General features: G+C 67.1%; 22 protein-coding genes and 1 pseudogene. 11 read left to right on the top strand and 12 right to left on the bottom strand.

Going from position 1 to position 23,918, the window contains the following annotated elements; genetic code table 11:
* Positions 1-39: 39 nt before the first annotated feature.
* From F8O07_RS05735 to F8O07_RS05725, 3 genes are all read right to left on the bottom strand, one after another.
* Positions 40-1,644 carry a DEAD/DEAH box helicase gene (locus F8O07_RS05735; RefSeq protein ID WP_158031134.1) on the bottom strand — a complete coding sequence of 535 codons (1,605 nt, stop codon included), beginning with the start codon at positions 1,642-1,644 and terminating at the stop codon, positions 40-42.
* Positions 1,645-1,931: 287 nt separating this feature from the next.
* Positions 1,932-2,654, bottom strand: a complete 723-nt coding sequence (locus F8O07_RS05730; RefSeq protein ID WP_158031133.1) for an HNH endonuclease family protein — start codon at positions 2,652-2,654, stop codon at positions 1,932-1,934.
* Between the two features lie 25 nt (positions 2,655-2,679).
* Positions 2,680-3,810, bottom strand: a complete 1,131-nt coding sequence (locus F8O07_RS05725) for a YeiH family protein (protein ID WP_158031132.1) — start codon at positions 3,808-3,810, stop codon at positions 2,680-2,682.
* Between the two features lie 62 nt (positions 3,811-3,872).
* Between F8O07_RS05725 and F8O07_RS05720 the strand changes: the two genes are divergently transcribed.
* Entirely contained in the window at positions 3,873-4,769 is an 897-nt protein-coding gene (locus F8O07_RS05720) for a LysR family transcriptional regulator (RefSeq protein ID WP_158031131.1), read from the top strand.
* A 7-nt stretch (positions 4,770-4,776) separates the two neighbouring features.
* On the opposite strand, the gene F8O07_RS05715 is transcribed toward F8O07_RS05720, so the two are convergent.
* Positions 4,777-5,991 (bottom strand): glycerate kinase, encoded by a 1,215-nt coding sequence (locus F8O07_RS05715; RefSeq protein ID WP_225733195.1) that lies wholly within the window; start codon positions 5,989-5,991, stop codon positions 4,777-4,779.
* 2 nt (positions 5,992-5,993) lie between these two features.
* Positions 5,994-6,599 carry a hypothetical protein gene (locus F8O07_RS05710; protein ID WP_158031130.1) on the bottom strand — a complete coding sequence of 202 codons (606 nt, stop codon included), beginning with the start codon at positions 6,597-6,599 and terminating at the stop codon, positions 5,994-5,996.
* Positions 6,600-6,689: 90 nt separating this feature from the next.
* On the opposite strand from F8O07_RS05710, the gene F8O07_RS05705 reads away from it, so the two are divergent.
* The 5 genes from F8O07_RS05705 to F8O07_RS05685 all read left to right on the top strand — a co-directional run bounded on the left by F8O07_RS05705 (position 6,690) and on the right by F8O07_RS05685 (position 11,324).
* The gene (locus F8O07_RS05705; RefSeq protein ID WP_192496655.1) at positions 6,690-7,031 is read left to right on the top strand and encodes a DUF488 domain-containing protein; all 342 of its coding nucleotides are present in this window, start codon (positions 6,690-6,692) and stop codon (positions 7,029-7,031) included.
* Between the two features lie 5 nt (positions 7,032-7,036).
* Complete coding sequence (locus F8O07_RS05700; protein WP_225733194.1) at positions 7,037-7,441, top strand: phage holin family protein; 405 nt, start codon at positions 7,037-7,039, stop codon at positions 7,439-7,441.
* Between the two features lie 101 nt (positions 7,442-7,542).
* On the top strand, positions 7,543-8,661 hold the full coding sequence (locus tag F8O07_RS05695; RefSeq protein WP_158031129.1) for an NAD(P)/FAD-dependent oxidoreductase: 1,119 nt from the start codon (positions 7,543-7,545) through the stop codon (positions 8,659-8,661).
* The gene (locus F8O07_RS05690; RefSeq protein ID WP_158031128.1) at positions 8,655-9,692 is read left to right on the top strand and encodes an arsenic resistance protein; all 1,038 of its coding nucleotides are present in this window, start codon (positions 8,655-8,657) and stop codon (positions 9,690-9,692) included. Before F8O07_RS05695 ends, F8O07_RS05690 begins: the two co-directional genes overlap by 7 nt.
* 288 nt (positions 9,693-9,980) lie before the next feature.
* On the top strand, positions 9,981-11,324 hold the full coding sequence (locus F8O07_RS05685; protein WP_158031127.1) for an MFS transporter: 1,344 nt from the start codon (positions 9,981-9,983) through the stop codon (positions 11,322-11,324).
* Here the strand turns inward: F8O07_RS05685 and F8O07_RS05680 are convergent.
* On the bottom strand, positions 11,312-12,157 hold the full coding sequence (locus F8O07_RS05680) for an alpha/beta fold hydrolase (protein WP_225732823.1): 846 nt from the start codon (positions 12,155-12,157) through the stop codon (positions 11,312-11,314). The two genes, F8O07_RS05685 and F8O07_RS05680, sit on opposite strands and share 13 nt — an antisense overlap.
* 89 nt (positions 12,158-12,246) lie before the next feature.
* Here F8O07_RS05680 and F8O07_RS05675 point away from each other — a divergent pair, with 89 nt between their 5' ends.
* Positions 12,247-13,644, top strand: a complete 1,398-nt coding sequence (locus tag F8O07_RS05675; protein ID WP_158031125.1) for a peptide synthetase — start codon at positions 12,247-12,249, stop codon at positions 13,642-13,644.
* Positions 13,645-13,648: 4 nt separating this feature from the next.
* Here F8O07_RS05675 and F8O07_RS05670 read toward each other — a convergent pair whose 3' ends face one another.
* The 4 genes from F8O07_RS05670 to F8O07_RS05655 all read right to left on the bottom strand — a co-directional run bounded on the left by F8O07_RS05670 (position 13,649) and on the right by F8O07_RS05655 (position 17,720).
* Entirely contained in the window at positions 13,649-14,422 is a 774-nt protein-coding gene (locus F8O07_RS05670; RefSeq protein ID WP_158031124.1) for an amino acid ABC transporter ATP-binding protein, read from the bottom strand.
* Complete coding sequence (locus F8O07_RS05665; protein ID WP_225733193.1) at positions 14,419-15,942, bottom strand: amino acid ABC transporter substrate-binding protein/permease; 1,524 nt, start codon at positions 15,940-15,942, stop codon at positions 14,419-14,421. The genes F8O07_RS05670 and F8O07_RS05665 overlap by 4 nt, the downstream gene beginning before the upstream one ends.
* Positions 15,943-16,113: 171 nt before the next feature.
* Complete coding sequence (locus tag F8O07_RS05660) at positions 16,114-16,980, bottom strand: 3-hydroxyacyl-CoA dehydrogenase (protein WP_158031123.1); 867 nt, start codon at positions 16,978-16,980, stop codon at positions 16,114-16,116.
* Positions 16,977-17,720, bottom strand: a complete 744-nt coding sequence (locus F8O07_RS05655) for a TetR/AcrR family transcriptional regulator (protein ID WP_158031122.1) — start codon at positions 17,718-17,720, stop codon at positions 16,977-16,979. The genes F8O07_RS05660 and F8O07_RS05655 overlap by 4 nt, the downstream gene beginning before the upstream one ends.
* Positions 17,721-17,934: 214 nt before the next feature.
* Between F8O07_RS05655 and F8O07_RS05650 the strand changes: the two genes are divergently transcribed.
* From F8O07_RS05650 to surE, 4 genes and pseudogenes are all read left to right on the top strand, one after another.
* The gene (locus F8O07_RS05650; RefSeq protein WP_158031121.1) at positions 17,935-18,708 is read left to right on the top strand and encodes a hypothetical protein; all 774 of its coding nucleotides are present in this window, start codon (positions 17,935-17,937) and stop codon (positions 18,706-18,708) included.
* 17 nt (positions 18,709-18,725) lie between these two features.
* Positions 18,726-18,920: pseudogene (locus tag F8O07_RS10840) on the top strand (DUF3817 domain-containing protein); the annotation flags it as partial.
* Positions 18,921-18,949: 29 nt separating this feature from the next.
* Positions 18,950-20,005, top strand: coding sequence for a PfkB family carbohydrate kinase (locus F8O07_RS05640; RefSeq protein WP_225733192.1), 1,056 nt, complete (start codon positions 18,950-18,952; stop codon positions 20,003-20,005).
* Complete coding sequence (gene surE / locus F8O07_RS05635; protein ID WP_158031120.1) at positions 19,983-20,744, top strand: 5'/3'-nucleotidase SurE; 762 nt, start codon at positions 19,983-19,985, stop codon at positions 20,742-20,744. The genes F8O07_RS05640 and surE overlap by 23 nt, the downstream gene beginning before the upstream one ends.
* Here surE and F8O07_RS05630 read toward each other — a convergent pair.
* Positions 20,725-22,338, bottom strand: coding sequence for a cryptochrome/photolyase family protein (locus F8O07_RS05630; protein ID WP_158031119.1), 1,614 nt, complete (start codon positions 22,336-22,338; stop codon positions 20,725-20,727). The genes surE and F8O07_RS05630 overlap by 20 nt on opposite strands.
* Positions 22,339-22,407: 69 nt before the next feature.
* Positions 22,408-23,835, bottom strand: a complete 1,428-nt coding sequence (thrC, locus tag F8O07_RS05625) for a threonine synthase (RefSeq protein ID WP_158031816.1) — start codon at positions 23,833-23,835, stop codon at positions 22,408-22,410.
* Between the last annotated feature and the right edge of the window lie 83 nt (positions 23,836-23,918).

The following is a 23,918-nucleotide window of genomic DNA, read 5'->3' as shown; positions in this document are numbered from 1 at the left end:
AGTTTAACGACTGTGCCCGTCCCGACCGCAGAGCAGCGTCTACCGCCCGTGGCGCTGACCGCCCTTGCCGCGCGAACCGGCGAGCTGGCCGACTCCCGATTTGCTCGAGAACCGAGCGGCGCCGCCGGAGCGCTGACCGCCCTGCTTCGACGACGAGCCGCTGCGCGGACGCGAGCCGTGCGTCGAGGCGATGCCGTCGCCCGAGCGACGCGAGCGACCGCCGCGTGATTCCGCCGCACGACCGCCGTCACGACGGGCGCCGTCACGACGTCCGCGTGAGTCCGAGCCGTTCCAGTCGCCGCGTGAGTCTCCGCTGTGCGAGCTGTGGCCGCCGCGCCCACCGCGCGACTCATGGGAGCCGTCACGCTGACCCGACCCCTGTCCCTCACCGCGACGACGACGCGACTTGCCGCGTCCCTGCCGACGGTTGCCCTCGGGCGTCTCCGGCGGCTTCGGGGCGACATACGGCGCCGCTTCGCCGACCAGTTCGACGACCTCAGGTGACTCGGCGGTCACCTTGATCGGTTCGACCGAGATCTTGGCCTGGCGCAGCATTCCTTTGAGGTCGCGGCGCTGCTCGGGCAGGCAGATCGTCACGACGTCGCCCTGATGGCCGGCGCGCGCGGTACGACCCGAACGGTGCAGGTAGGCCTTGTGCTCTGCCGGCGGATCGACGTGGATCACCAACTCGACTTCAGGCACATCGATGCCGCGCGCGGCGACGTCGGTGGCGACCATGACCTTGACCTCGCCCGACTCGAACTTCGCCAGATTGCGCTCACGGGCGTTCTGCGAGAGATTGCCCTGCAGGTCGACGGCGGGAATGCCGTTAGCCGTGAGCTGGCGCGCGAGACGCTTCGCATGGTGTTTGGTTCGCATGAAGAGGATGCGTCGGCCGGTTCCGGAGGCGAGGCGCTCGACGACCGCCTTCTTGACGTCAGGCGAGCTGACCTCGAAGACATGGTGCGTCATCTTGGCGACCGGCGAGTTCGCCTCGTCGACCGAGTGCAGAATCGGGTCGTGAAGAAAGCGGTTGGCGAGCTTGTCGATGCCGTTGTCGAGCGTGGCCGAGAAGAGCAGACGCTGACCGTTCTTGGGGGTCGCGTTGAGGATGCGGGTGACCGCCGGCAGGAATCCCAGGTCGGCCATGTGGTCGGCCTCGTCGAGCACGGTGATCTCCACGGCGTCGAGACTCACGAAGCCCTGCTTCATGAGGTCTTCGAGGCGGCCCGGGCAGGCCACGACGATGTCGACGCCTGCTTTCAGGGCGCTGACCTGGCGTTGCTGCTTCACCCCGCCGAAAATCGTGGTCGCACGCAGATCGTAGGCGCTGGCGAGCGGCTCGATCACCGTCTCGATCTGCGTCGCGAGCTCGCGTGTGGGGGCGAGTACGAGCGCGACGGGCTGCCCGGGGCGTCGTTTGCCGCCGGCAAGCGCGCCGGCCAGGCGTGAGACCAGAGGCAGCGAGAACGCCAAGGTCTTGCCCGAGCCGGTCTTGCCGCGGCCGAGCACGTCGCGGCCGCGCAGCGTGTCGGGCAGCGTGTCTGCCTGGATGGGAAAGGCCTCGGTCTTGCCGTCGGCCTCGAGCACCGAGACGAGCGGTGCGGGAACGCCGAGTTCGGCGAAGGTCTTCTGAGTCGTCATGATGTGTGTGACTTTCCGCGGTCTCCACGACCGCTTGCGTCACCCGGGGCACGATGAGACCGCCATGCACATGCATGGCGCACCGTCCTGGTGACTGATTGGCGAAGGCGCCGGTCGGCGCATCCGTTCGCCGTATGAAAGAGATCTCTGCGCTGGGTCCCAGCTCGGAGCGAGGTCAGCGCGGGCTCGTACAGAGCTCAAGAGGCGTTCTACGACGCGGGCGAGCACGAATGCTCACCAAGTGCACAACAGTACCCCATCAGCGCAAAGAACGCGACCGCCCGACCTCAGCAGCCCGACAGCACGTGCCGCATGGCCTCGGCCTCGGCTTGCGTCACCCACAGCGAATAGGCCGACTTCACCACGATTTGCCGCGAGACGTACGAGCAGCGGAACGATCTGTTCGGAGGCAGCCAGGTCGCGGCGTCTCCGTCGCCCTTGCGCGTGTTCGTCGGGCCGTCGACCGCCAACAGGTTGCGCGGGTCGTTGGCGAGCTCGAGCCGCTGATCGGCACTCAGCTGCTGCGCACCCTTCTGCCAGGCGTCTGAGAGCGCGACGACATGGTCGATCTGCACCGCCTGCGAGGTCTTGTCTCCGCGTACGAAGGCGATCGTCCGCCCAGTGTACGGGTCGTGAAGCGTGCCCGAGACCACTGTGCACGGGCCCCGACGCTGCACGTCGACGAGGTCACGGGCCAGCACGTCGTTGCGCGCGTCGCAGCCGTTGCGGTCGGGATCGCGCCACCCCTTGCCGAACTCGGATCGGGCATAGCCGGTCTTCGGCGCGCGGCCTTTCACCGGCAGCGATGCCAGCGTCTGCAGCGCCGCCTGCGCGTCTGCAGCGCTCGGCTGCGGTTCGGCGGATGCAATGCCCGGGTGGTCAACGGAGCCCGAGTCGTCGGCGGAGCCCGGCGGGGTCGCCGCAGAGCAGCCGACGCAGAGGCCGAGGCAGACGCCGAGGGCTGCAAGCACGCCGAGCAGCCGCTGCAGACGGCGAGACAAATGGGTCATCCGTGCAGCGTACGCGTCTGGACGCTCACCCGAAGAGGAGCACGCCGCCGAGACCGATCGCGGCGACGACGACAGTGGTCGACAGTGCGAGCACGAAGGGCCGTGCGCCCAGACGACGGATCATGCTGAGCTTCACTCCGGCCCCGAGCGCGAACATCGCGGCGGTCAGCAGCAGCGTCTGAGCCGTGTGCGCCACATCGACGACGGGCTGTGGGACGATGCCGAGCGAGCGGATAACGACCATGGCGATGAACCCTGCGACGAAGAGCGGCATGATCGGCGGGCGGTGTGTGTGCGTGCCGTCGTTCGCAGAAGCCTTCCCGCTCGCAGACAGGCGGCGCTGCAGACCGATCACGGTCAGCACCGGAGCCAGCAGCAGAACGCGTGCGAGCTTCACGATCACGGCCGCTGCCAGCGCGCCGGATCCGACGGCTCCGCCGACGGCGACGACCTGCGCCACCTCGTGCACGGAGGCTCCCGCCCAGAGACCGGTCTGCTGCTCGGTCAGGCCGAGCCCGGAGGCCATCAGCGGCAGCAGGGGAATCATCACCGTGCCGTAGATCACCACGAGCGCGACCGCCGTGACCACCTCTTCGTCTCGGTCGTCGTCGAGCACACCGTCGATCGCGGCCACGGCTGCCGCGCCGCAGATCGAGAAGCCGCCGCCGATCAGCAGCACCTGATTCGGCGTCATCCCGAGCCAGCGTCCGACGAGCAGGCTAGAGCCGATGCCCACGCCGACCACGGCGACGACGACCACGATCATGCCCGGCCCGAGGGCCAGGACGTCACCGAAGACGAGCTGCAGGCCGAGCAGCACGACGCCGATGCGCAGCACCCGCTTCGCGGCGCTGGCGATGCCGGGTTCGAGAATGCGGTGCACGCCGCCTAGGTTGCGCAGCAGCACGCCGAGCACGATCGCCACGAGCATGGGGCTGAGCACAGGCAGCCAGGAGCTCACCAGCAGGGCGAGCCCCATGCCGACGGCGCTGACGGCGAGTCCCGGCACGACCGCGCCGACGCGGTGTGCCCATGACACGGGCGCCGCCTGCGCCTGCGCCTGCGCGAGGGAGTCTCCCTGGCGCGGCTCGATAGTGGCCGCTCTGGCTTGGTCGTTGCTCTGGTCGTTGCTCTGATCGTCGTTCACCTGTCTCATGATCCTCTTCGCACGGCGCGGCCAGTAGTCCCGGAATTGCACCGATCACATATCATCGTGATATGACTCACAGATGGCCTGATCTGTCGGTGCTGGCGCTCATCGTGGGCGTCGACGACTTCGGCAGCCTCAGCGCGGCAGCGCGCGAAGCGGGAATCGCACAGCCGAACGCCTCACGCGCGATCAGCACGCTCGAGCGCGACCTCGGCGTGACGCTGCTGCGGCGACATCCCCGCGGCTCGTCGCTGACCCGTGCCGGGCTGCGTGTTGCCTCGGACGCACGAGTCCTGCTGCAGGCGGCCGATGCGTTCAGTGACCGCATCGACGAGGTCGTCAGCGGCGAGCGCGTCCGCCTCGACCTCGCCGCCAGTCTGACGGTCGCCGAACAGCTGGTGCCCCGCTGGCTCGGTCGGCTGCGTGAGGCGCTGCCCGACGCCGACGTGCACCTGCAGGTGCACAACTCGGCCGACGTGTTCGATTTGGTGCGCTCTGGCGACTGTCTGCTCGGCTTCGTCGAGACCCCCGATCAGCCCGTCGAGCTGCACACCCGTGTGGTCACGACGGATGAGCTCGTGGTCGTGGCGGCCCCGACGCACCCGTGGGCCCATCGGGCCGATCCGGTCACCGCCGAAGAGCTCGCCTGCACGCCGCTCATCCTGCGCGAGCCGGGTTCCGGCACCCGTGCCACCGTCGACCGGGCTCTCGCCGATCACTCCCCTGTCGCCCCGGCCCTCGAAGCGGGCAGCAACGCGGCCGGGCTGGCCACGGCCGCAGCGGGTTCAGAACCGGCGGTGCTCAGCCGACTCGCCGTCGCACGCTGGATAGAGCGCGGCGAGCTCGTCGCCGTGCCGGTGACCGGCGTCGATCTGCATCGCGAGATTCGCGCGGTCTGGCGCGACGACCTCGTCTCGCCGGTCGCCCGTCGACTGGTCGCCATCGCCTGCGACGATCAGCGCTGAGCGGCGATCAATGCAGAGCGTCGAGCGTCGCGAAGACCTCGTCGGCGACCTGCGGCAGCAGAGCGGCCGCGTCGCGCATGGCCCGCTCCGGTGAGCCGGCGCGGTCGACGAGCGTCGCCAGACGGCGGATGCCCACTTGTGCCTGCTGCGCGTCGTCGAGCGTGCTGCGCCCCGCGATCGCCACGACGGTTGCCCCTGCGGCGGCTGCGCTGCGAGCCAGTTGCACTGGCCCCTTGCCCTGCAGCGACTGCTCGTCGAGCGACCCCTCCCCGACGACCACCACGTCGGTGTGCGCGAGCGCATCAGAGATGCCCAACAGATCGGCGATCTCGTCACCACCGGAGCGCACTTCGGCGAGGCGCAGGGCGATCAGCGGCGCGCTGAACCCTCCGGCGGCACCTGCGCCCTCGACGTTTCGCACCTCGGTGCCGGTCTCGTGTTCCAGCAGCGAACCCCAGAGCGCGAGGCGATCCTCCAGCGTGACCACAGCCTCCGCGTCGGCCCCCTTCTGCGGGCCGAACACCTGAGCCGCACCCTGCGGCCCGACCAGCGGCGCGGTGACATCGCTCGCGATCACGATCGCCGTCTCGGCGAGCCTCGGATCGAGCTCGGCCGTGTCAAAGCGCATCCCGCCTGAGGTGCGCTCCCGGCTGATATGGTCCAGATCGCGCACGTCGCTGATTACGTGATCCTGTGCGTCGACGACGCGCAGACCGAGCTCGGTGATGCATCCGAAGCCTCCATCGGTGCTCGCCGAACCGCCGATGCCGATCACGAGTGATCGGTAGCCTTCATCGAGGGCCAGCCTGACCAGCTCGCCGACACCGCGCGTGTTCGCTGCGAGAGCCTGCTCCGGTGTGGGGTGGCCTCCGTCGCTTCGGTCGAGTTCTGCCGGTACGAGATGCAGGCCGCTGGCCTGCGCCAGTTCGATGACCGCGGTGTCGCCCATCGTCGCCCACCGTGCACTCACGCGCTCCTGATCGGGCAGCGGCCCGTGCACCTGGGCGGTGTGCTCGGTCGCTCCGGCTTCGAGAAAGGCATCGACCGTACCCTCGCCGCCGTCGGCGATCGGCTTGAGCGTGATCTGAGCATCGGGCAGCGCCATGCTGATGCCTCGGCCGATCAGCTGCGCCGCCTCGGCCGCGCTGAGCGACCCTTTGAATTTGTCTGGGGCGACCAGCACGCGCAGCGCTCGGTCGGCGGAATCAGATCGAGTCGTCATGATCAGTGGTGCGCCATCAGTTCGAGACCGACCACCAGCAGCCCCAGTGCGGCTTCGGCCACCAGCACCAGGAGCTTCTGCCAGGCAGGCAGCTTCAGGCGTCGCACAGCGGCGAAGCCGATGCCCACAAGCCAGAGGATCAACAGGACGGTCGAAGAGCGCAGCGCGATCTCAGGCGTCCAGATGCCGCCCCAGGCCCCCAGAAGCATCAGAATCGGCAGGGCGATGGCCGTGGTCGCCCCGACCGAGGTCGATGCGGCGTGACGAGCCTCGCTCGCGGTGAACATGCGCTGATGCGTCACGAAGTGGGCGAGAATCTCGGCGAGAAACATGGCCAGCACCGAGCCGATGACGGTGACGATCAGCGTGGTGACCGCCTGCTGCGGGGTGACGTCGGCGTGAGATGCCAGCGTGAGCACGACGGCGAGCGCTGTGAAGGTGATGTAGATGCGCTCTTTGAGTCGCGATGCGGCCGCTGCCCGCTGCTCGTCCTGCTGCTGCAGGGACGACTCGGCCGTCGCTGGAGATTCACTCGCTGGCGTTGGGGCTCCGGTCGCTCGCGTCGAAGATCTGCCCGCTGTGGCTGGGGATGCTGATTCATCGCTCATGTCTGCTCAGCCTAGCCGGATCATATGCCCCGCGGGTCGAACGGGCTACGGTGGAATCAGGCTGCGAAAGCCGAGAGAGGACGCTCACTGATGTTTCAGATCAAGCGCATCTACGAACAGCCCGCCGAGAGCGACGGGTTCCGGGTTCTGGTCGATCGTCTGTGGCCCCGAGGAGTCTCGAAGGCGCGTGCGCACCTCGACCTGTGGCTCAAAGACGCCGCACCGTCGCCTGAGCTGCGCACCTGGTGGAACCATGACCCGGCTCGACTCGACGAGTTCGCCGAGCGGTACCGGCAGGAGCTCGAATCGAACCCGGCCGTCGACCAGCTGCGCTCCGTCGAGCGCGAGCACCCGACGGTGACCCTGCTCTACGCCGCCCGTGACCCGAAGGTGAACCACGCCCTCGTGCTGCGCGACTTTCTGCAGGGGTGACGGCGATGATCCGCTTCATGACGCAGGCGGTGCTGACCGCAGTCGCTCTCTGGATCACCACTGCGATCGTGCCCGGCATCGCCGTGGTCCCGTTCGCCGGCGAGCCTCCGATGAACAGCATCCTGACCTACCTGCTGGCAGCGGCGATCATCGCCCTGGTGAACACGCTCTTCGGCACCGTGCTGCGCTTCATCAGCATCCCGCTCTACATCGTGACGCTGGGACTCTGGTCGTTCGTGCTCAACGGTCTGCTGCTCTGGACGGCCAGTCTGATCAGCAGCTCCTGGGGCTGGGGGCTGACCATCGATCGCTTCTGGTGGTCAGCAGTGTTCGGCGCGATCGTGCTCGGTTTCGCCAACTGGCTGGTCGAGCTGGTCGCCCGGACAGTGGGCATCGGCTCTCGCGACTGAGCCCCACGTTACCGAGGACCCACATCACCGAGAATTCGACACGACCGACACACCACACTACTATTGCGAACTATTCGCATTAGTTATGAGAGTGGTGTTCCATGCACGTCATCGACGCAACCATCGTGGGAGCGGGCCCGGCTGGCGTGGGCATGGCGGTCGCCGCCAACGCGATCGACGGCTTCGAGGTCTCGCTGATCGACGCCGGGCAGATCGGCCAGACCTTTCACGACTGGCACCCGGAACAGCGGTTCCTCACGCCGTCGTTCACCGGCAACGGCTTCGGCGCGACCGACCTCAACTCGGTGCACCCGAGCACCTCTCCGGCGTTCACATTGGGCGTCGACTACCCCGACGGCCCCGGCTACGCGCGCTACCTCCGTTCGCTGGTCTCGCATTTCCGCGTGCCGGTCGCCGAAGACACCCGAGTGCAGCGCATCACGCCCACCGAAGACGGCTTCGAGATCGAGACCGACCGTGGGCGCGGCCGCTCTCGCACGCTGATCTGGGCGGGCGGCGAACGCAGTGAGCCGCGCCTGCCCGGCATCCGCGGCGAGCATCTGCTCACCCATTCGTCGCATGCGGATGCCTGGGCCGAGCGCAGCGGACGTCTCGCGGTGATCGGCGGCGCCGAGTCAGGCATCGAGATCGCCTGCCATCACGTCGAGCGAGGTGCCGAGGTGTCGGTCATCGACGCCGAGCGACCGTGGGGCCACGGAGTCGACGGCGATCGACAGGCCGACCCGTCGTTCGGGCTCGCCCCGCGCACCCGCATCCGCATGCGCGCCGCCCTCGAGACCGGCCGCCTCGAGCTGCGAGATGCGAGCGCCACCGCCGTGGTACGCCACGGCACCGGCTTTCGCGTCAACACCTCGCGCGGTCCCGCGGTGCTGAGCGAGACGCCGCCGATCGCGGCCACCGGCTACGGTCCCGGGCTCGGTCCCGCAGCCGAGCTCTTCGACCGGCGCGACGACGGCTGGCCGCTGCTCACCGAGCACGACGAGTCGACCGTCACCCCTGGTCTGTTCCTCACCGGACCGGCGCTGCGGCACGACGACGAGCGATTCTGCTTCGTCTACAAGTATCGACAGCGTTTCGCCCATGTCGCCCGCGTGATCGGCGAGCGGGCCGGCCGCGACTGCTCGGCGCTCGATCTCTGGCGCGAGCAGGGCATGCTGCTCGACGATCTCTCCTGCTGCGGAACGAGCTGCGCATGCTGAAGGGCCTGCACCCCGCGACAGTCGTCACGGCGCTGTTGCCGGTGCTCGCGATGGCGGTCGGCAGCATCGTCGCGAGCGTCTCGACCACGGCCTCTGCGGTCGCCGGGGAGCTGACCGATCCGCTGGTGCTCCTGCTGGTGGCGATGCTCTTCGTCACCCTGCCCGTCGGCCGCCGCGCAGACGTCTCTGGCACGGCACCTCAGCGAATTCGCCCCAGCGCGCCGCTCATCGCTCTGGCCTGGGCGATGAACTTCGTGGTCGTTCCGGTGCTGGCCCTCGGGGTGACTTCCTTCGTGCTCCCGAACGATCCCCTGCTGCGGCTGGGCGTGATGATCTACCTGCTCTTTCCCTGCACCGACTGGTTTCTGGGCTTCACACGGCTGGCACATGGCGACACGGTGACGGGCGCGGCGCTGATTCCGATCAATATGGTCACGCAGCTCTCGCTCTACCCCGTGTACCTGAGCTGGCTCACCGGCGCCAGCGTGATCTCGACCGTAGCAGAGATCGGGCCGGCGCTGCTGCAGTGGTTCGCGCTGCCGGCCCTCTGTGCTCTGGCTGTGCGCGCGGCGCTGCGACTGACGACTCCGGTCGACGTGCGCGAACGCATCCTGGGCGTGCTCGACTGCCTCGTCACACCCGTGATCGCCGCGCTCATTCTGGCGCTGTTCGCGGCCAACGGGTCGACCGTCGTCCATCATCCGGCTGCCTTCGGCCTCGTCTTCGTCACCGTCTTCGTGTTCTTCGTGGTCTCGTGGTGGCTCGTCACCGGCGTGTCACATCTGACTCGTCTGCCCTATTCTGCGCATGCGCTGCTCTCGATGACCACCTCGGCCCGAAACGCACCGATGATGCTCGCCGTGACAGCCGTTGCGCTGCCTGGCCAGCCCGTCGTCCAGGCAGCGATCGTGCTCGGCATGCTCGTCGAGTTCCCGCATCTGACGGTGATCACACAGCTGCTGCTCCGGCAGCGTTCCCGCCGACCGGCCGCACCGACGACGCGCCTGACCTGGCGTTCGTACGCATCCTGACCTATACTGTGCGACTGTCGGCTGTCGTTGACAGCTGACCAGGTGTTCGAGAGGAGGTTCCGCCATGATGGTACGCAAGACGTCGTTCGTCGCATCCGCACGAATTATTATTCCGTCCCACTCGTCGGCGGAATGATCGAACACAAGTTGCTCGGGCTCGCCTGCGAAGGCAGAGCCCGACAGGCGTGATCATCGATGCGCACATCCAGGCCCTGTCTTTGCGACAGGGCCTTTTCTCTGCCCCACCAACCGGTGCCGCAGTCAGGATGTGAAAGGTGAAACACGACAATGTCCAGCACACTGGATGAGCAGACGACCGCAGGTCGAATGCCGAAGACCGCGCCTGCCGCCACCGCGGCAGGCCTGCAGCGAGACTCCGCACGCAAGGTGATCGCCGCGTCGATGATCGGCACCGCCATCGAGTTCTTCGACTTCTACGCCTACGGCACCGCCGCGGCCAACTACTTTCCCACGGTCTTCTTCCCACAGGCCAGCGCGACCGTCGGCGTGCTCGCCTCGCTGCTGACCTTTGCGGTCGCATTCGTGGCCCGCCCGTTCGGTTCACTGCTCTTCGGCCACTTCGGCGACCGTCTGGGCCGCAAGACGACGCTGGTCATCTCGCTGCTCACCATGGGCGTCGCAACCGTGCTGATCGGCGTGCTGCCCGGGTTCGCTCAGGCCGGCGTCTGGGCGGTCGTGCTGCTGTGCCTCTGCCGGTTCTGCCAGGGCATCGGCCTGGGCGGCGAATGGTCTGGCGCCGCACTGGTCGCCACCGAGAACGCCCCGTCGAACCGCCGCGCGCTCTACGGCTCGTTCCCTGAGCTCGGCGCTCCGATCGGCTTCCTGCTCTGCAACGGCCTGTTCCTGCTGCTTGAGACGGTCTGCTCCCATGATCAGATGCTGGCCTGGGGCTGGCGCGTGCCGTTCCTGCTCAGCGGAGTGCTCGTGGTGATCGGTCTCTGGGTTCGCGTCACGATGGAGGAGACTCCGGTGTTCAAGCTCGCCGCCGCGCAGAACCGCACAGTCAAGGCGCCACTGGTGACCACGATGCATGACCACTGGCGTGCCGTCGTTCAGGGCACGCTCGTCGTCGCCGTCACGTACACGCTCTTCTACATGCTCACCACGTGGTCGCTGTCCTACGGCACGAAGACGCTCGGCTTCAGCAATCGGCAGTATCTGGCCATGCTGATGATCTCGGTGCTGGTGTTCGCGGGTTCGATCGTCGGTTCGTGCGTACTCGCCGATCATTGGGGGCGCAAGAAGGTGCTGACGCTCGCCTCAGCCGGCATGGTCGTCTTCAGCTGCTTCTTCGGCGCCATGCTCGGGCACCTCAGCGTCGCACCCGTGATGGTGTTCCTGTGCGTCGGATTCTTGCTGATGGGCGCCGCTTTCGGCCCGCTGGGCGCGTTCCTGCCCGAACTCTTCCCGGCACATGTGCGGTACACCGGTTCAGGCATCGCCTACAACCTGGCCGCCATCGTCGGTGCAGCGTTCGCCCCGTCGATCGCCACCGCGCTCGCCCGAAACGGTGTGCAGAACGTCGGCCTCTATCTCGGCCTGATGGCCGTGCTCAGTCTCATGGCGCTGTTCACCTGTCGTGAGACGAAAGACGTCGACTACCGCAGGTAGCCGGCGACGCTCTGCGGCGTCTCCTGCTGCGGAGCCTGCAGCACCGCGGCATCATGGGTGGCCACGTGCTCTGCGAAGAGCCCCGGCCACGCCATGATGCCGTACGGCGTCTGGGCGACCACGAGCCGGCTACCCCGAATCAGCGCGTTGAGCGCCTGCGCCGTCGTCATCGGGTGAGCGGGGTCGGCGATCCAGGCGAGAATCAACGTCGGGGTGGCGATGCCCGCGAGGGATGCCGGATTCGGCAGATCCGCTTCGGCGGCGCCCCGCAGCACTGTCGGCAGCAGCCCCTCTGCCACCGCCGGCCGGGTGTCGGGCACATCGGCGAGCGCCGGCGGAGTCACGTTCCTGTGCCCCTGCGCGATGAACGCCTCGATGCCGGCGCGTTCCACCAGCTCGGCGCTGGCCAGATAGTTCTTCGCCTGTGCCCGTCGGGTGTCCCAGGCCGTCGGCGGTGAGACCAGCGTCAGACTGGCGAAGCGTGACTGATCACGCACGGCCGCGTGCAGCAGCGTGCCGCAGCCCATCGACTGCCCCACCCCGTGCACGGTCTCACCAGGCGCCACATGGTCGAGCAGCGCGAGCAGGTCGTCGGCGAGCCGGCTCCAGCGATAGCTGGCCGCTTCGAGCGATCCGGTCGAACGCCCATGGCCGCGGGCGTCGTAGCGCAGCACGCGGTGGTCGCGAAGCGCCCGCCCGTGGTCGAGCCCGAGACGCGCATCGCGCTCGCGGCATGAAGTGAGGCCGTGCAGCTGCACGACGAGCGGCCCGTCGTCGCCACTGATGTCGTAGTCGATCTTCGCGTCGCTCAGCTCCAGCACGGGCACGGTCACTCCCAGTCGTCTTCTCCACGTGTCGGCAGAGGTGACAGCACGTGAGATTCACACCAGAATAGCGCGCGACGACGCGGTACAGTCAGAACGTGCGTCTGACGAACATCACCCGAGTCACGCTGCCCGCGGGCCGCGTGCGCCACTATGCCGTGACGATGGGCGCGGTGGTGCGAGAGCACGTGCCGATCTCGTTCGATCAGCGACGTCACGTGAGCGAGGGCGAACGGCCAGGCTCCTGGATGGCGCTCGCCTTCCGTCTGCCTCATCCGGTCACCGCAGAGCGGCTGGGCGATGCCTGGCTCGACGTGGTGCGTCGGCACGGCACTATGCGCACGGTGTTCTCACGCGCAGGCGACGGTTCCCTGCAGCTGACCGAACATGCGGTGAGCGCCGGCAGCTGGCATGAGCATCCTCGTTCGGGCGGTCAGCTGACGAGGGATGCCGTGCATGCGATCCTGGACGCGCACTGCCGCCCCTGCTCGCGTCCGTCTCATCGCCTGGTGCTGATCGATCCGTCCAGCGATGCGGCAGACTCCGCGCAGACCGTGGTGATCGGCTCAGACCACTCTCATGTCGACATGTGGTCGGTGCTGCTGCTCGCCCGAGACCTGCTGGCGGCGCTCGACTCGTCTGCGGTCGAGCACGACGTGCTGATGCGGCTCGAGACCGGGCGTCCGACCGCCACGCTCACCACCGATGCCGCAGGAGCATCCGCATCGCTCGACCAAGCCCCAGACTTCGCCGACCACACCGCAGCCCTCGCCGCACGCCCGGCTGCCACACCCGAAGTGCTCGAACGATGGGCCGAGATCCTGGCAGCCGGAGACGGACTCCTGCCCACGCTGCCACTCGACCTCGGCGACCTGCGGCATGCGGTTCCCGAGGTGGTCGAGGTGCGCGACATCCTCGACGCCGACCGTCTCGAGACGCTTTCGACGCAGGCCGCGGCCCTGGGAGTCCGACTGCTGCACATGGTGCTCGCCGACTTGGCCGGAGTCACCCTCGCTATGACCGGGCGGCCGCTGCGTGCGGTCTTCCCGGTGCACAGTCGGTACGAACCGCGCTGGCACGACTCCGTCGGCTGGTTCGTGACCAACTCGGTGATCGAATGCGCGTCGGACGATCCCCGCGTGTGTGCTCGCGATGTCAAAGACGCACTCCGGCTCGCGGCGACGCCGCTGGCCGGAATCTTCGAGCCGCGCGGAGGCATGCCCGCCGGGCCCGGGATGTTCGCCGTCTCATGGCTCGACACCCGCAGGCTGCCCGTACAGCTGCCGGCAGACCTCGCGACGCAGTACGTGTCTGCGTCGCTGAGAGTCGACGGCGTGATGATCTGGTTCGTTGTGAGCCCCACCGGCATGCATCTGCGCTGCCGCTACCCCGACACCCCGCAGGCGCGCGAGAGCGTGCGCGCCTGGCTCGAGGCCGTCGTGCACCGTCTGCAGGATCGCACGATGCACGATGCCGTGGAGCACCGGGCGAGCTGAGACCTCAGAGCACCTTCGACAGGAACGTCTGCAGGCGCGCACTCTGCGGGTGCGCGAAGATCTGCTCGGGTGCCCCCTGTTCTTCGACCACGCCGGCGTCGAGAAAGAGCACACGGTTCGAGACCTCGCGTGCGAACCCCATCTCGTGCGTCACCAGCAGCAGAGTCATGCCCTCGGCTGCCAGCTCGCGAATGACCTGCAGCACCTCGCCGACCATCTCGGGGTCGAGCGCGCTGGTGGCCTCGTCGAAGAGCATGATCTCGGGCTTCATGGCGAGCGCCCGGGCGATCGCCACGCGCTGCTTCTGACCGCCTGAGAGGGATGTCGGCTTCGCGTCTGCCTTGTCGGCCAGCCCGACCCGGTCAAGCAGTTCGAGAGCCATGCTGCGGGCCTCGGTCTTGCTCACGTGGTGGATCTCTCTGGGCGCCAGCTCGATGTTCTCGGCGACGGTCATGTTCGGAAAGAGGTTGAAGTGCTGGAACACCATGCCCACCTCGCGGCGCACCTCGTCGATGTTCACCTTCGCGCCCGAGATGTCGTGTCCGTTCACGACCACGGTGCCCGACGTCGGGGTCTCGAGACGGTTGAGGCATCGCAGCAGCGTCGATTTGCCCGACCCCGAGGTGCCGATGATGCTGACCACGTCGCCGGATCGCACCGTCATCGAGATGCCCTTCAGCACCTCGTTCGACCCGAAGGTCTTCTTCAGGTCGCGCACCTCGATACGTACGGGCAGCTCGGTGTCGCTGGTGGTGACGCTGTTCGGTTCGTCGCTCATCGGTTGATCCTCCGATCGATCACATTGGCGAGCCAGGTCAGCAGGGTGATCGCCACCAGGTAGATGATGGCGACGAGCAGCAGGGTCTCAGTCACACGGAAGTTCGCCGCGTAGATCTGCTGCCCCTGGTAGAGCAGTTCGCCGAAGCCGATGGCGAGCAGCAGCGAGGAGTCCTTCACCATGATGACCAGCTGGTTGATCAGCGAGGGTGTGGCGATCTTGACCGCCTGCGGCATGACGACGCGCTGCATCGACTTACCGTAGCCGAGGCCGAGCGATCGGGCCGCCTCCAGCTGACCGGGATCGACCGATCCCACCGCCCCGCGGATGATCTCGGTGATGTACGCGCCCGAGTTCAGCGCCAAGGTCAGCACACCCGCGATCCAGATGTTCACCGGATGCCCGATGAGCTGTGGAACTCCGAAGTAGAAGAAGAACGCCCAGACCAGCAGCGGTGTGCCCCGGAAGATGCCCACATAGATCTTGGCGATCCAGTCGAGCACGCGACTGGTGCCGACGCGCATCAGCCCGAAGCCGAAGCCGAGCACCATGGCCACGACGAATGAGATGAGCGTGATGATCACGGTGTTGCGCAGGCCGAGCATCAGTGCGGGGAACGCCTGTTTGGCAAGCTGCAGCAGCCCGCCCTGTCCAGCGGCGTTGGCCTCGGGGTCGGCGAGGTAGTGATCGATGATCCGCTGGTACTCGCCGTCCTGTCTGATCGAGGCCAGCCCACGGTTGAACGCGTCGACGAACTCGGTGTTCATGCCTTTGTTCACGGCGACCGCGTAGTCGCCGCCGGGCACCTTGTCAGTCACGGTCTTGAGCCCGTTGTTCTGAGCGATGCCATAGGCCAGCACCGGGTAGTCGTCGATGACGGCGACGGCGTTGCCCGACTTGACCTTCTCGTACATGGTCGCCGATTGGTCGACGCCGTCGAGTTTGAATCCGTACTGCTCCTGAATGGACTTGGCGTACGCCTCGCCTTCGGAGCCCGTCTTCACCACGACGGTCTTGCCTCGCAGATCGTCGTAGGAGTGCACGTCTTCGTTGCTCTTGGCGACGGCCATCTGGACGCCGCTCTGAAAGTACGGGTCGGTGAAGTCGTAGACCTGTCTGCGCTGGTCGGTGATCGACATTCCCGCGATCACCGCATCCACCTGGTTCGATGACAGCGCCTGCAGCGCGGCGTTGAAGCCGAGCGACTGGATCTCGACGTCGAACCCTTCTCGTTTGGCGATCTCACGCATGAGATCCATGTCGATGCCGACCATCTGCCCCGACGAATCCCTGAACTCGAAGGGGGCGAACGTCGTGTCGGTCGCCACACGGAAGGTACGGCCGGCGACAGGGCTGTCACCGCCCGGGTTGTCGTCTGCGTGAGCTGACGACGCCCCGGACAGTACCAGTGCCATGATCGTGAAGAGCGCGAGGGCGAACGCCATGAGCGCGGCCCATGGAGCACGGCCCGCAGATTCACCCGGCCGTGATCCGAATCCGGTCTCCTGATCGCAGGCCATCAGTTCCTCCGTCTTCTCGGCGACGCCGTTCGGTGTCGTTCGGCGTCGTCGAGAGGGTCGTCTCGTCGAGTGCGTATTGCGGCACAGTATACGCACCCCACTGCATCACCGAGGTGGATCAGGCCTCAGTGACATGGCCCCGCGACAGCCCCTGCGAAAGCAGGTGTGAGGTCACTGGGCGTCGTTGTAGGAGTAGAACCCCTCGCCCGAGGCCCGTCCGAGCTTGCCCTGATCGAGGTAGTTCTCTTTCAGCCAGGCGGCGATCTGCTGCTTGCGCTCGTCACCATGCGCCATGATGTTGTACGGAGTGTTCAGACCCACCACATCGAGAATCTGGAAGGGGCCCATCGGCGCGCCGGTTCCGATCCGCCAGACGTTGTCGACGTCGGCGGGCTCGGAGTAGCCGAAGACGACCAGTTCGAGCGCTGCGTCGAGCAGCGGCACGAGCAGCGAGTTCAGCACGTACCCTGACTTCTCTTTGTGCAGCGGGACCGGCACCATGCCCATCTCTTTGGCGTAGGCGACGACTCGGTCGAAGACCTCAGGCGAGGTCTGTTCAGTGCCCATGACCTCGGCCGTGTTGTGCAGCCAGATCTCGTTGGCGAAGTGCAGGGCGAGAAAGCGGTCGGGGCGGTCGGTCGCGCTCACGATGTCGCTTGGCAGCAAGGTCGACGAGTTCGTCGCGAAGATGGTCTTCGCCGGTGCCGCGGCGCTCAGCTTCTGATAGGTGTCGCGCTTGATCGCCACGGCCTCGGGCACGGCCTCGATCACCAGATCTGCGTCGGCCACCGCGGCCGCGAGATCGCTGCTCACGCTCAGACGAGACAGAGCCGCATCGGTCTGGGCCTCCGTTGCCCCGTCGACCTGCTGCTGGTAGACCTTGGCGAGGCCGGCGAATCGCGCCTTCGCGTGCTCGAGAATCTCGTCGCTGATGTCATAGGCGGTCACAGTGAACCCGGCGTAGGCGCTCTGGAAGGCGATCTGCGATCCGAGCACGCCGGTGCCGAGCACGGTGACGTTGGTGATGTTGCTGGTCATGATGGTTCCTTTCGGTTTTTCTTTGGTATGTCGGTCTTGACGTCGATCGTGCCGGCCGGGGTCGAGGCGCAGATCTCGACGGCGCGCACGCGCAGCCCGTCGACGATCATGGCCACCTGCAGTCGCAGATCGGCGAAGTCGTTGTTCAGTGCGTCACTGGCGCGGTGCGGCTGAATCAGCAGCACGTGCAGATCGGCGAAGATGCTGCGGGCGGCCTGCAGGGCGACCGGCTGAAGGCGGGCGGATGCCGTGGCCGACAGCTCAGCGTCGCCCGCTCTGGTCTGGTCGTCGAGATCGGCCATCAGACGATCACAGAGACGGTGCTCCATCTCTTCGACGAGTGCGAGACCCTCGGCACGGTACGGCTCGTCGGCATCGGCGAAGATGAGCTCACGCTGGAAGAGCGCAGTGTTGCGTGGCTGGTCTGCGGCCGCCCGCAGAATGCACACGGCGTAGGCGAGAAGAGCCTCCGTCGTCTCGGCCTCTGAGTCCATGGCGCGCTCAGCCGCGGCCAAGGCCTCGCGCAGCCGCTCGTTGTATACGAGCAGCAGCAGCTCCGGCTTGGTGGCCGCATAGCGGAACAGCGTGCCTGCGGCGATGTCGACACGCTCGGAGATCTGCTGTGTCGTAGTGGCGTCGAAGCCCTGTGCGTCGAAGAGCTCTGCGGCCGCGTGTATGATGCGCCCGAGCGTCTCTCGTTTGCGACGGGCGACTCGACCTTCGCTTTTGGTCACCGTCATTTCCCACCTCCAGGATCTGCGCTGCCGACACCTCGTGTATGCGCAGACTGTTCGAGAGCCCTAGTGAGCCTGCTCATTTCTGAGTGTACTCATATTTTGATGCCTTTCGATACCTGCAAGCCAGCTCGCGAGTCGCCCGTCAGCTCACACGCACGCTTTAGCGAGCCAGAGACTCAGCCGCACCAGGCCCTGCAGAGCACGTAGACTGCCCGTCATGAGTCGAGACCGCGCTGAGTCCCTTCCCGAGGCCGCACACCGTGCATCGCTGCACCGTCCGGCTGCCTTCTTGGCGCTGTTGACTCTCGCCTGCGCGCTCGGCCTCTCTGGCTGCATGTCCGCTGCCGGGCAGAGACCGACAGCCGAGAGTATGGAATCCTCATCATCAGAAGAGACTGCGATCGCTCGCACAGAGATCCCCTGGCAGGATGAGTGCCTGCTCTCGGCAGCAGAAGTCACCAACGCCGTCGAAGAGCGCACTTTTGCCGCCTCTGAAGAGAAGAAACCGGGCAACATCACGACCGGAGCCTATGCCTGCAACTACTTGATTTCGGATGCCGCAGCAGAAGAGCAGGCCAAGGTCACCACATGGGACCACCGAGGCTACGGCACGGGCAGCGTCGGCATCGCCGTTCGCTGGTATTCCGAAACGGCGAACGAGGAGCATCCGATACAGTTCCGTGCAGATTCAAACGAAGGTCGGCCTGAGCTGAGACCGGTCACGCTCCGTTGGACGACTCCGGATGCCGATTCGGCCGCCCAGAACAGCTGCGCGTCGTACGCCGACCAGTTCCCCGCCGACCAACAGCCGATCTGCACGCCGATCAACGAAGTGCCGGTGGTCGTCTCGCCCGGACGTGCAGTCGCCTTCGTCTTTCCTCCCGGCGAGGTCTTCTACGAGGTACTGCTCTACACCTGGAACGAAGACCGAGCGAATCGTGAGCGGTCGACCATGAACCTCGTCACTCTGCTGACGACTCGGCACCTTTAGCGTGTGACTGGACGCACGGTGTCACCTGGCTGGTCTTCGTCGCCGTCTGCCTGCTCGCCGGCGTGTGGTTCCGGTGGAAGCTCCGGGTCATCATCGCCGGACTCGCCATGTCGACCTTCCCTTTCCTGACCTGGCTCTTCGAGGTCTGGACAAAGCGCCCTGGTCGACTGATCTCACGGAACCACTCGACACAGGTGCGGCACACCGCATAGCATCGTGAAAAGCGCGGAGGGAGGCCCCCGTGAGCGACACGACCGAACTGCACACGCGGCTCGCCGCCGAGCCTCTCGGCAGCGTTGTGATCTTCGCGCCGTCTCCGCTGCTCACCATCACCGTCGAAGAGCAGGCCGGCGAGCCTGACATTCACCTGCATGCCGGCGGCCAAGGAGTCTGGCAGGCCCGCATGGTGCGGGTCATCGGGGCGACCCCGATTCTCTGTGCCAGCTTCGCCGGTGAGACGGGCCGCGTGCTGCAGCACCTGATCACAGATGAGGGCTTCGATCTGCGCGCCGTTCAGCGCTCCGGCCAGGGAGCCGCCTACATCCACGACCGGCGCACCGGCCACCGCCAGCACATCGTCGAGACCGGCGGCGACCCGATCAATCGCCATGCGCTCGATACGCTCTACGGGCAGACGCTGCGAGCCGCTCTGAGCGCCGACGTGGTACTGCTCAGCGGCCCGCACGGTGACCGAGCGCTGCCTGCCGACGTCTACCGGCGTCTGGCGGCCGACCTGCGCGACCGATCTGCCAAGGTCATGGTCGATCTGGCCGGCCCGCGTCTCGACGCCGCTCTGCAGGGCGGCGTCGACATTGTGAAGATCAGCCACGACGAGCTGCTCGCCGACCGCCGCGTCTCGTCGACCGAGCCGGTCGAGATCGTCAGGGCTATGCGTGCGATCCAAGACCACGGCGCCGATGTCGTGCTCGTCACACGCGCAGAGCTGCCTCTGCTGATGCTCGCCGGTGATGCCGTGCAGCAGGTGACCGCCCCACGCATGGCAGTGCTCGACGCCACAGGCGCCGGCGACTCGTTCACTGCGGCGGTGGCCGCCTGCCTGGCGCAGCAGCAGTCGGTCGAACAGGCTGCAGTCATCGGAGCCGCCGCAGGCGCGCTCAGCGTCACGCGGCACGGGCTCGGCACCGGAGACCGCTCGGCCATCATCGACCTCAGCAGGTTCGTGCAGATCTCGCCATTCGCCGCCGATGCGCCAGAACCGCGCGTACGACTGTCACCCGTCCAGCTGGCCCGACTGATCCGAAAGGGACCGAGCGATGCGAGCCCTGATCACGAATGACGATGGCATCGACTCCCCCGGCCTCGTCGCGCTGGCTCGCACCGCCAGAGCAGCTGGCTACGACGTAGTCGTCGCAGCCCCACCAGAAGAGGCGAGCGGCAGCAGCGCATCGATCAACGCCTCTGAGTCGTCAGCGGTGACTGCGGCAGGCGGGCACGGCAGCATTCGCGTCGAGCCGAGAGAGCTCGCCGATCTTGACGCTGAGGCCTTCACTGTCTTCGCAGCGCCTGCCCTCATCGCGCTGCTCGCCGCCCATGAGGCGTTCGGCCCGCCTCCCGACCTCGTGCTCTCCGGCATCAATCGGGGCGCCAACATCGGCCGGGCCATCCTGCACTCCGGCACGGTCGGTGCGGCACTCACCGGCGGGGTCAACGGCGCCCGCGGCCTCGCGGTCTCGCTGGCGGTCGCCGACTCGCGCGAGCATCCGCACTGGGCGACGGCCGCCGACGCCGTCAGGGCGGCGCTGCCCAGGGTCGCGAACAGCGCGCCGGGCACCGTTCTGAACCTGAACGTTCCCAACGCCGCGCCCGGCCGGCTTGAGAGCATCGAAGCGGTCTCGGCGACACTGGCGCCGTTCGGCATCGTGCACACCACCATGACCGAACGTCAGGGCGACCACGTCCATTTGATGATCGCCGACCCAGATGATCTGCCGATCGCCGGCTCTGACGCAGCTCTGCTCGCGGCCGGGCGCGTCACCGTCACCTCGATCACCGGTATCACCGAGGCGCCCGTGTGAGTTCGGCATAGGCTGCGAGCGCACGCGCACGACTCGCGCGCAGGTCGACCAGCGGCTCGATCCCGGGCTGCCTCGCCTGCCACCGGTCGACATACTCTCCCTGCGGGTCGAACCGACGCCGCTGGGTCTCGGGGTTGAAAATGCGGAAGTAGGGCGCAGCGTCCGCCCCGCACCCGGCAACCCACTGCCAGTTGAATGGGTTGCTCGCCGCATCCGCATCGACGAGCGTGTCCCAGAACCAGCGTTCCCCGACCCGCCAGTCGATCATCAGATTCTTGACCAGATACGAAGCGGCCACCATGCGCACGCGATTGTGCATGACGCCGGTGTGCCAGAGTTCGCGCATACCGGCGTCGACGAGCGGCTCCCCTGTGCGGCCCTGCTGCCAGGCCCGCAGCTCAGGGTTCTCTGCGGCAGACATTGCGGCATCCGCGGCCTGCCTCGCCCCGGCTCGCCACGGAAACGCATCGAATCGGCGGTCGAGGTTGGTCGTCGCCAGATCGGGATGCTGAAAGAGCGTGTGCCATGCGAACTCCCGCCAGCCGAGCTCGCTCAGGAACGTCCCGACCGACCGACCGCTCGCGATGGCCTGCCGCCAGACCGTCGCCGGGCTGATCTCTCCCCACCGCAGGTGTGGCGAGAGCCCCGAGACCGCGTCGTCGTCGGCAGGTTCGTCACGGTGCTCGGCATACTCGTCAATCGGCGCAGGTCTCTGTGAGCTTCCCGGGGCAGCATACGACGCTTCCTCGCCCAGAAAGGTCGCCAGCCGTCGATGGGCCGCGTCCTCTCCCGGTGTCCACCGATCCGCGAGGCCCGCTGACCAGTCGGGAGCGCTCGGCCGCAGGTTCCAGCTCGCAAGCGTCGTCGAGAACGTCTCGGCGGCCGAGCTGGCCGAGCTGGCAGAGTTGGCAGTGCTGGCAGTGCTGGCAGTGCTGGCAGTGCTGGCAGACCGCTCACGTCCTCCGTCTTGCGTCGGCAGTTCGACGGATGCAGGCGTGAGATGGTCGGGCGCCGGCACCGGAGCGCGAACGGGCAGTTCGCCACAGGCTCGCCAGAAGGGCGAATAGACTTTGTACGCTCCCCCGGTCTTCGTCTGCACGGTCCAGGGTTCGTGCAGCAGATTCGCAGCGAACGACTGCACGGCGACGCCTGCGTTGCGCAGCCGGAGCTTCAGATCGGCATCGATCGCCTTCTCTGGACCGTACCGCCGGTTCCAGACGACCCGGGTGATCTGCGTCGCCCCGGTGCCGACGTTCGCGCCACCATCTGTGTGCGAACCAGCCTCGACATGCACACCGACCTCAGCGTGTGCGCCTGCACCAGCGCCAGCACCCCAGATGAGACGCGGAATCACTTCACGGGCGGCTCCGCGCTCGAGCAGCAGCGGCGCGCCGAGCTCGGCCAGCCGCTCGCTGAGGCGCATCAGAGACTGGTGCAGCCACCACTTCGCCGCTCCGCCCAGTGCGCGGGTCTCCGGACTCTGCTCATCGAGCAGGTAGACACAGACGACGCCCTCCGGGTCACGAGACGCCTGCAGCAGCGCCGGGTTGTCCCTCACCCGCAGATCGTCTCGAAACCACACCAGAGTCGTCATGATCCCAGTTTAGTTCACCTGGTAAGTAAGATCCGCTGGTACAGACCTCGCGCCGTCAGCTGCGCAGACTCAGACCTGCGCCGTCAGCGCGTGCTCCTCGAGGTACGCACGCACGGCATCCACATCATCTGGCAGATCGACGACGTGTTGAGGCTGCTGCAGCAGTTCACGCACGGCGGGCGAGATCACGTCGACGTCATCGCCCAGCGCCTCGTGCACCGTGTCGCTGAACTTGGCCGGCAGCGCCGTCTCAAGCACCAGGGTCAGGCCGGGCACATCGAGCTCATGCGCCACCGTGACCCCGTCAGCGGTGTGCGGATCGATGACGACGCCGCTGTGCTCATAGGTCGATCGGATGCTGGCGAGCCGGTCGGCGTGAGTGCTGGTTCCGCTGATGAAGCCGAATTCGGCGTGCAGGCGCGGCAGCTCGGCGCTGAGGTCGAGGCGACCGGTGCGCTGCAGCTCGGCCCAGCGCTCGGGGAATGCGTCTGTGCCCAGCAGCTCCCAGATGAAGCGTTCGAGGTTCGAGGCCTTCGAGATGTCCATCGAGGGGCTCGACGTGGCCAGCGTCTCTTCGCGCGAACGCGGCACGTACACACCGGTGCGGAAGAAGTCGTCGAGCACGTTGTTCTCGTTGGTGGCGAGGATCAGACGGTCGATCGGCAGCCCCATGCTGCGCGAGAGGTGACCCGCGTAGATGTTGCCGAAGTTGCCCGACGGCACCGCCACCGAGAGCATCGCCTCGGCGCGGTCGGACTCGGCCACTGCATCCGTCGCACGCAGCCACGCCCAGAAGTAGTACACGATCTGTGCGCTGATTCGGCCGAAGTTGATCGAGTTGACGGCGCCGATGGCCTGGTCGGCCTTGAACTGTGCATCGCCGTTGATCGCCTTCACGATGTTCTGGCAGTCGTCGAAGACTCCGTCGATGGCGATGTTGTGCACGTTGTCGTCGGTGATCGAGTACATCTGCGCACGCTGCACATCGCTCATACGGCCCTGTGGCGAGAGCATGAACACGCTGATGCCGGGCTTGCCGCGAAAGGCGTGCTCTGCGGCCGAGCCGGTGTCGCCCGAAGTGGCGCCCAGGATGTTCAGCCGTCGGCCGCGGCGCGCGAGCACGTAGGGCATCGCCTCGCCCAGAAACTGCATCGCCAGGTCTTTGAAGGCCATGGTCGGGCCCTGCGACAGGCCCACCAGAACTGTGCGCCCGTCGAGCGGGGTCAGCGGCACGACCGGGTCGGGAAAGCGCTCGGGCCCGTAGGCCTTGGCGGTGAGCGCTTCGAGATCGGCAGTCGGGATGTCGGTCGCGTAGAGCGCGATCACCTTCGCTGCGAGCTGCGGGTAGGTCAGCGACCGCCACGACTCGCGCTGTTCGGCGCTCACCTGGGGAATCGTCTGCGGCACCACGAGCCCGCCGTCGGGGGCGAGACCGTCGAGCAGCACCTCGGTGAACGTCGCGGGCTGCATGCCCCCTCGTGTCGAGACGTACTGCAGATCGGTCTGGTGGTCGATCATTCCCTCGGTCATGCGGTTCGTGCCTTTCGATAGACAGCGCTCGTACGGCTGTCACTCAAGGA

This window comes from Pseudoclavibacter sp. CFCC 13796 (assembly GCF_008831185.1).
Classification (GTDB): domain Bacteria; phylum Actinomycetota; class Actinomycetes; order Actinomycetales; family Microbacteriaceae; genus Pseudoclavibacter_A.
The sequence above is the reverse complement of the archived record's forward strand: the minus strand, read 5'-3'. Positions and strand labels throughout refer to the sequence as shown.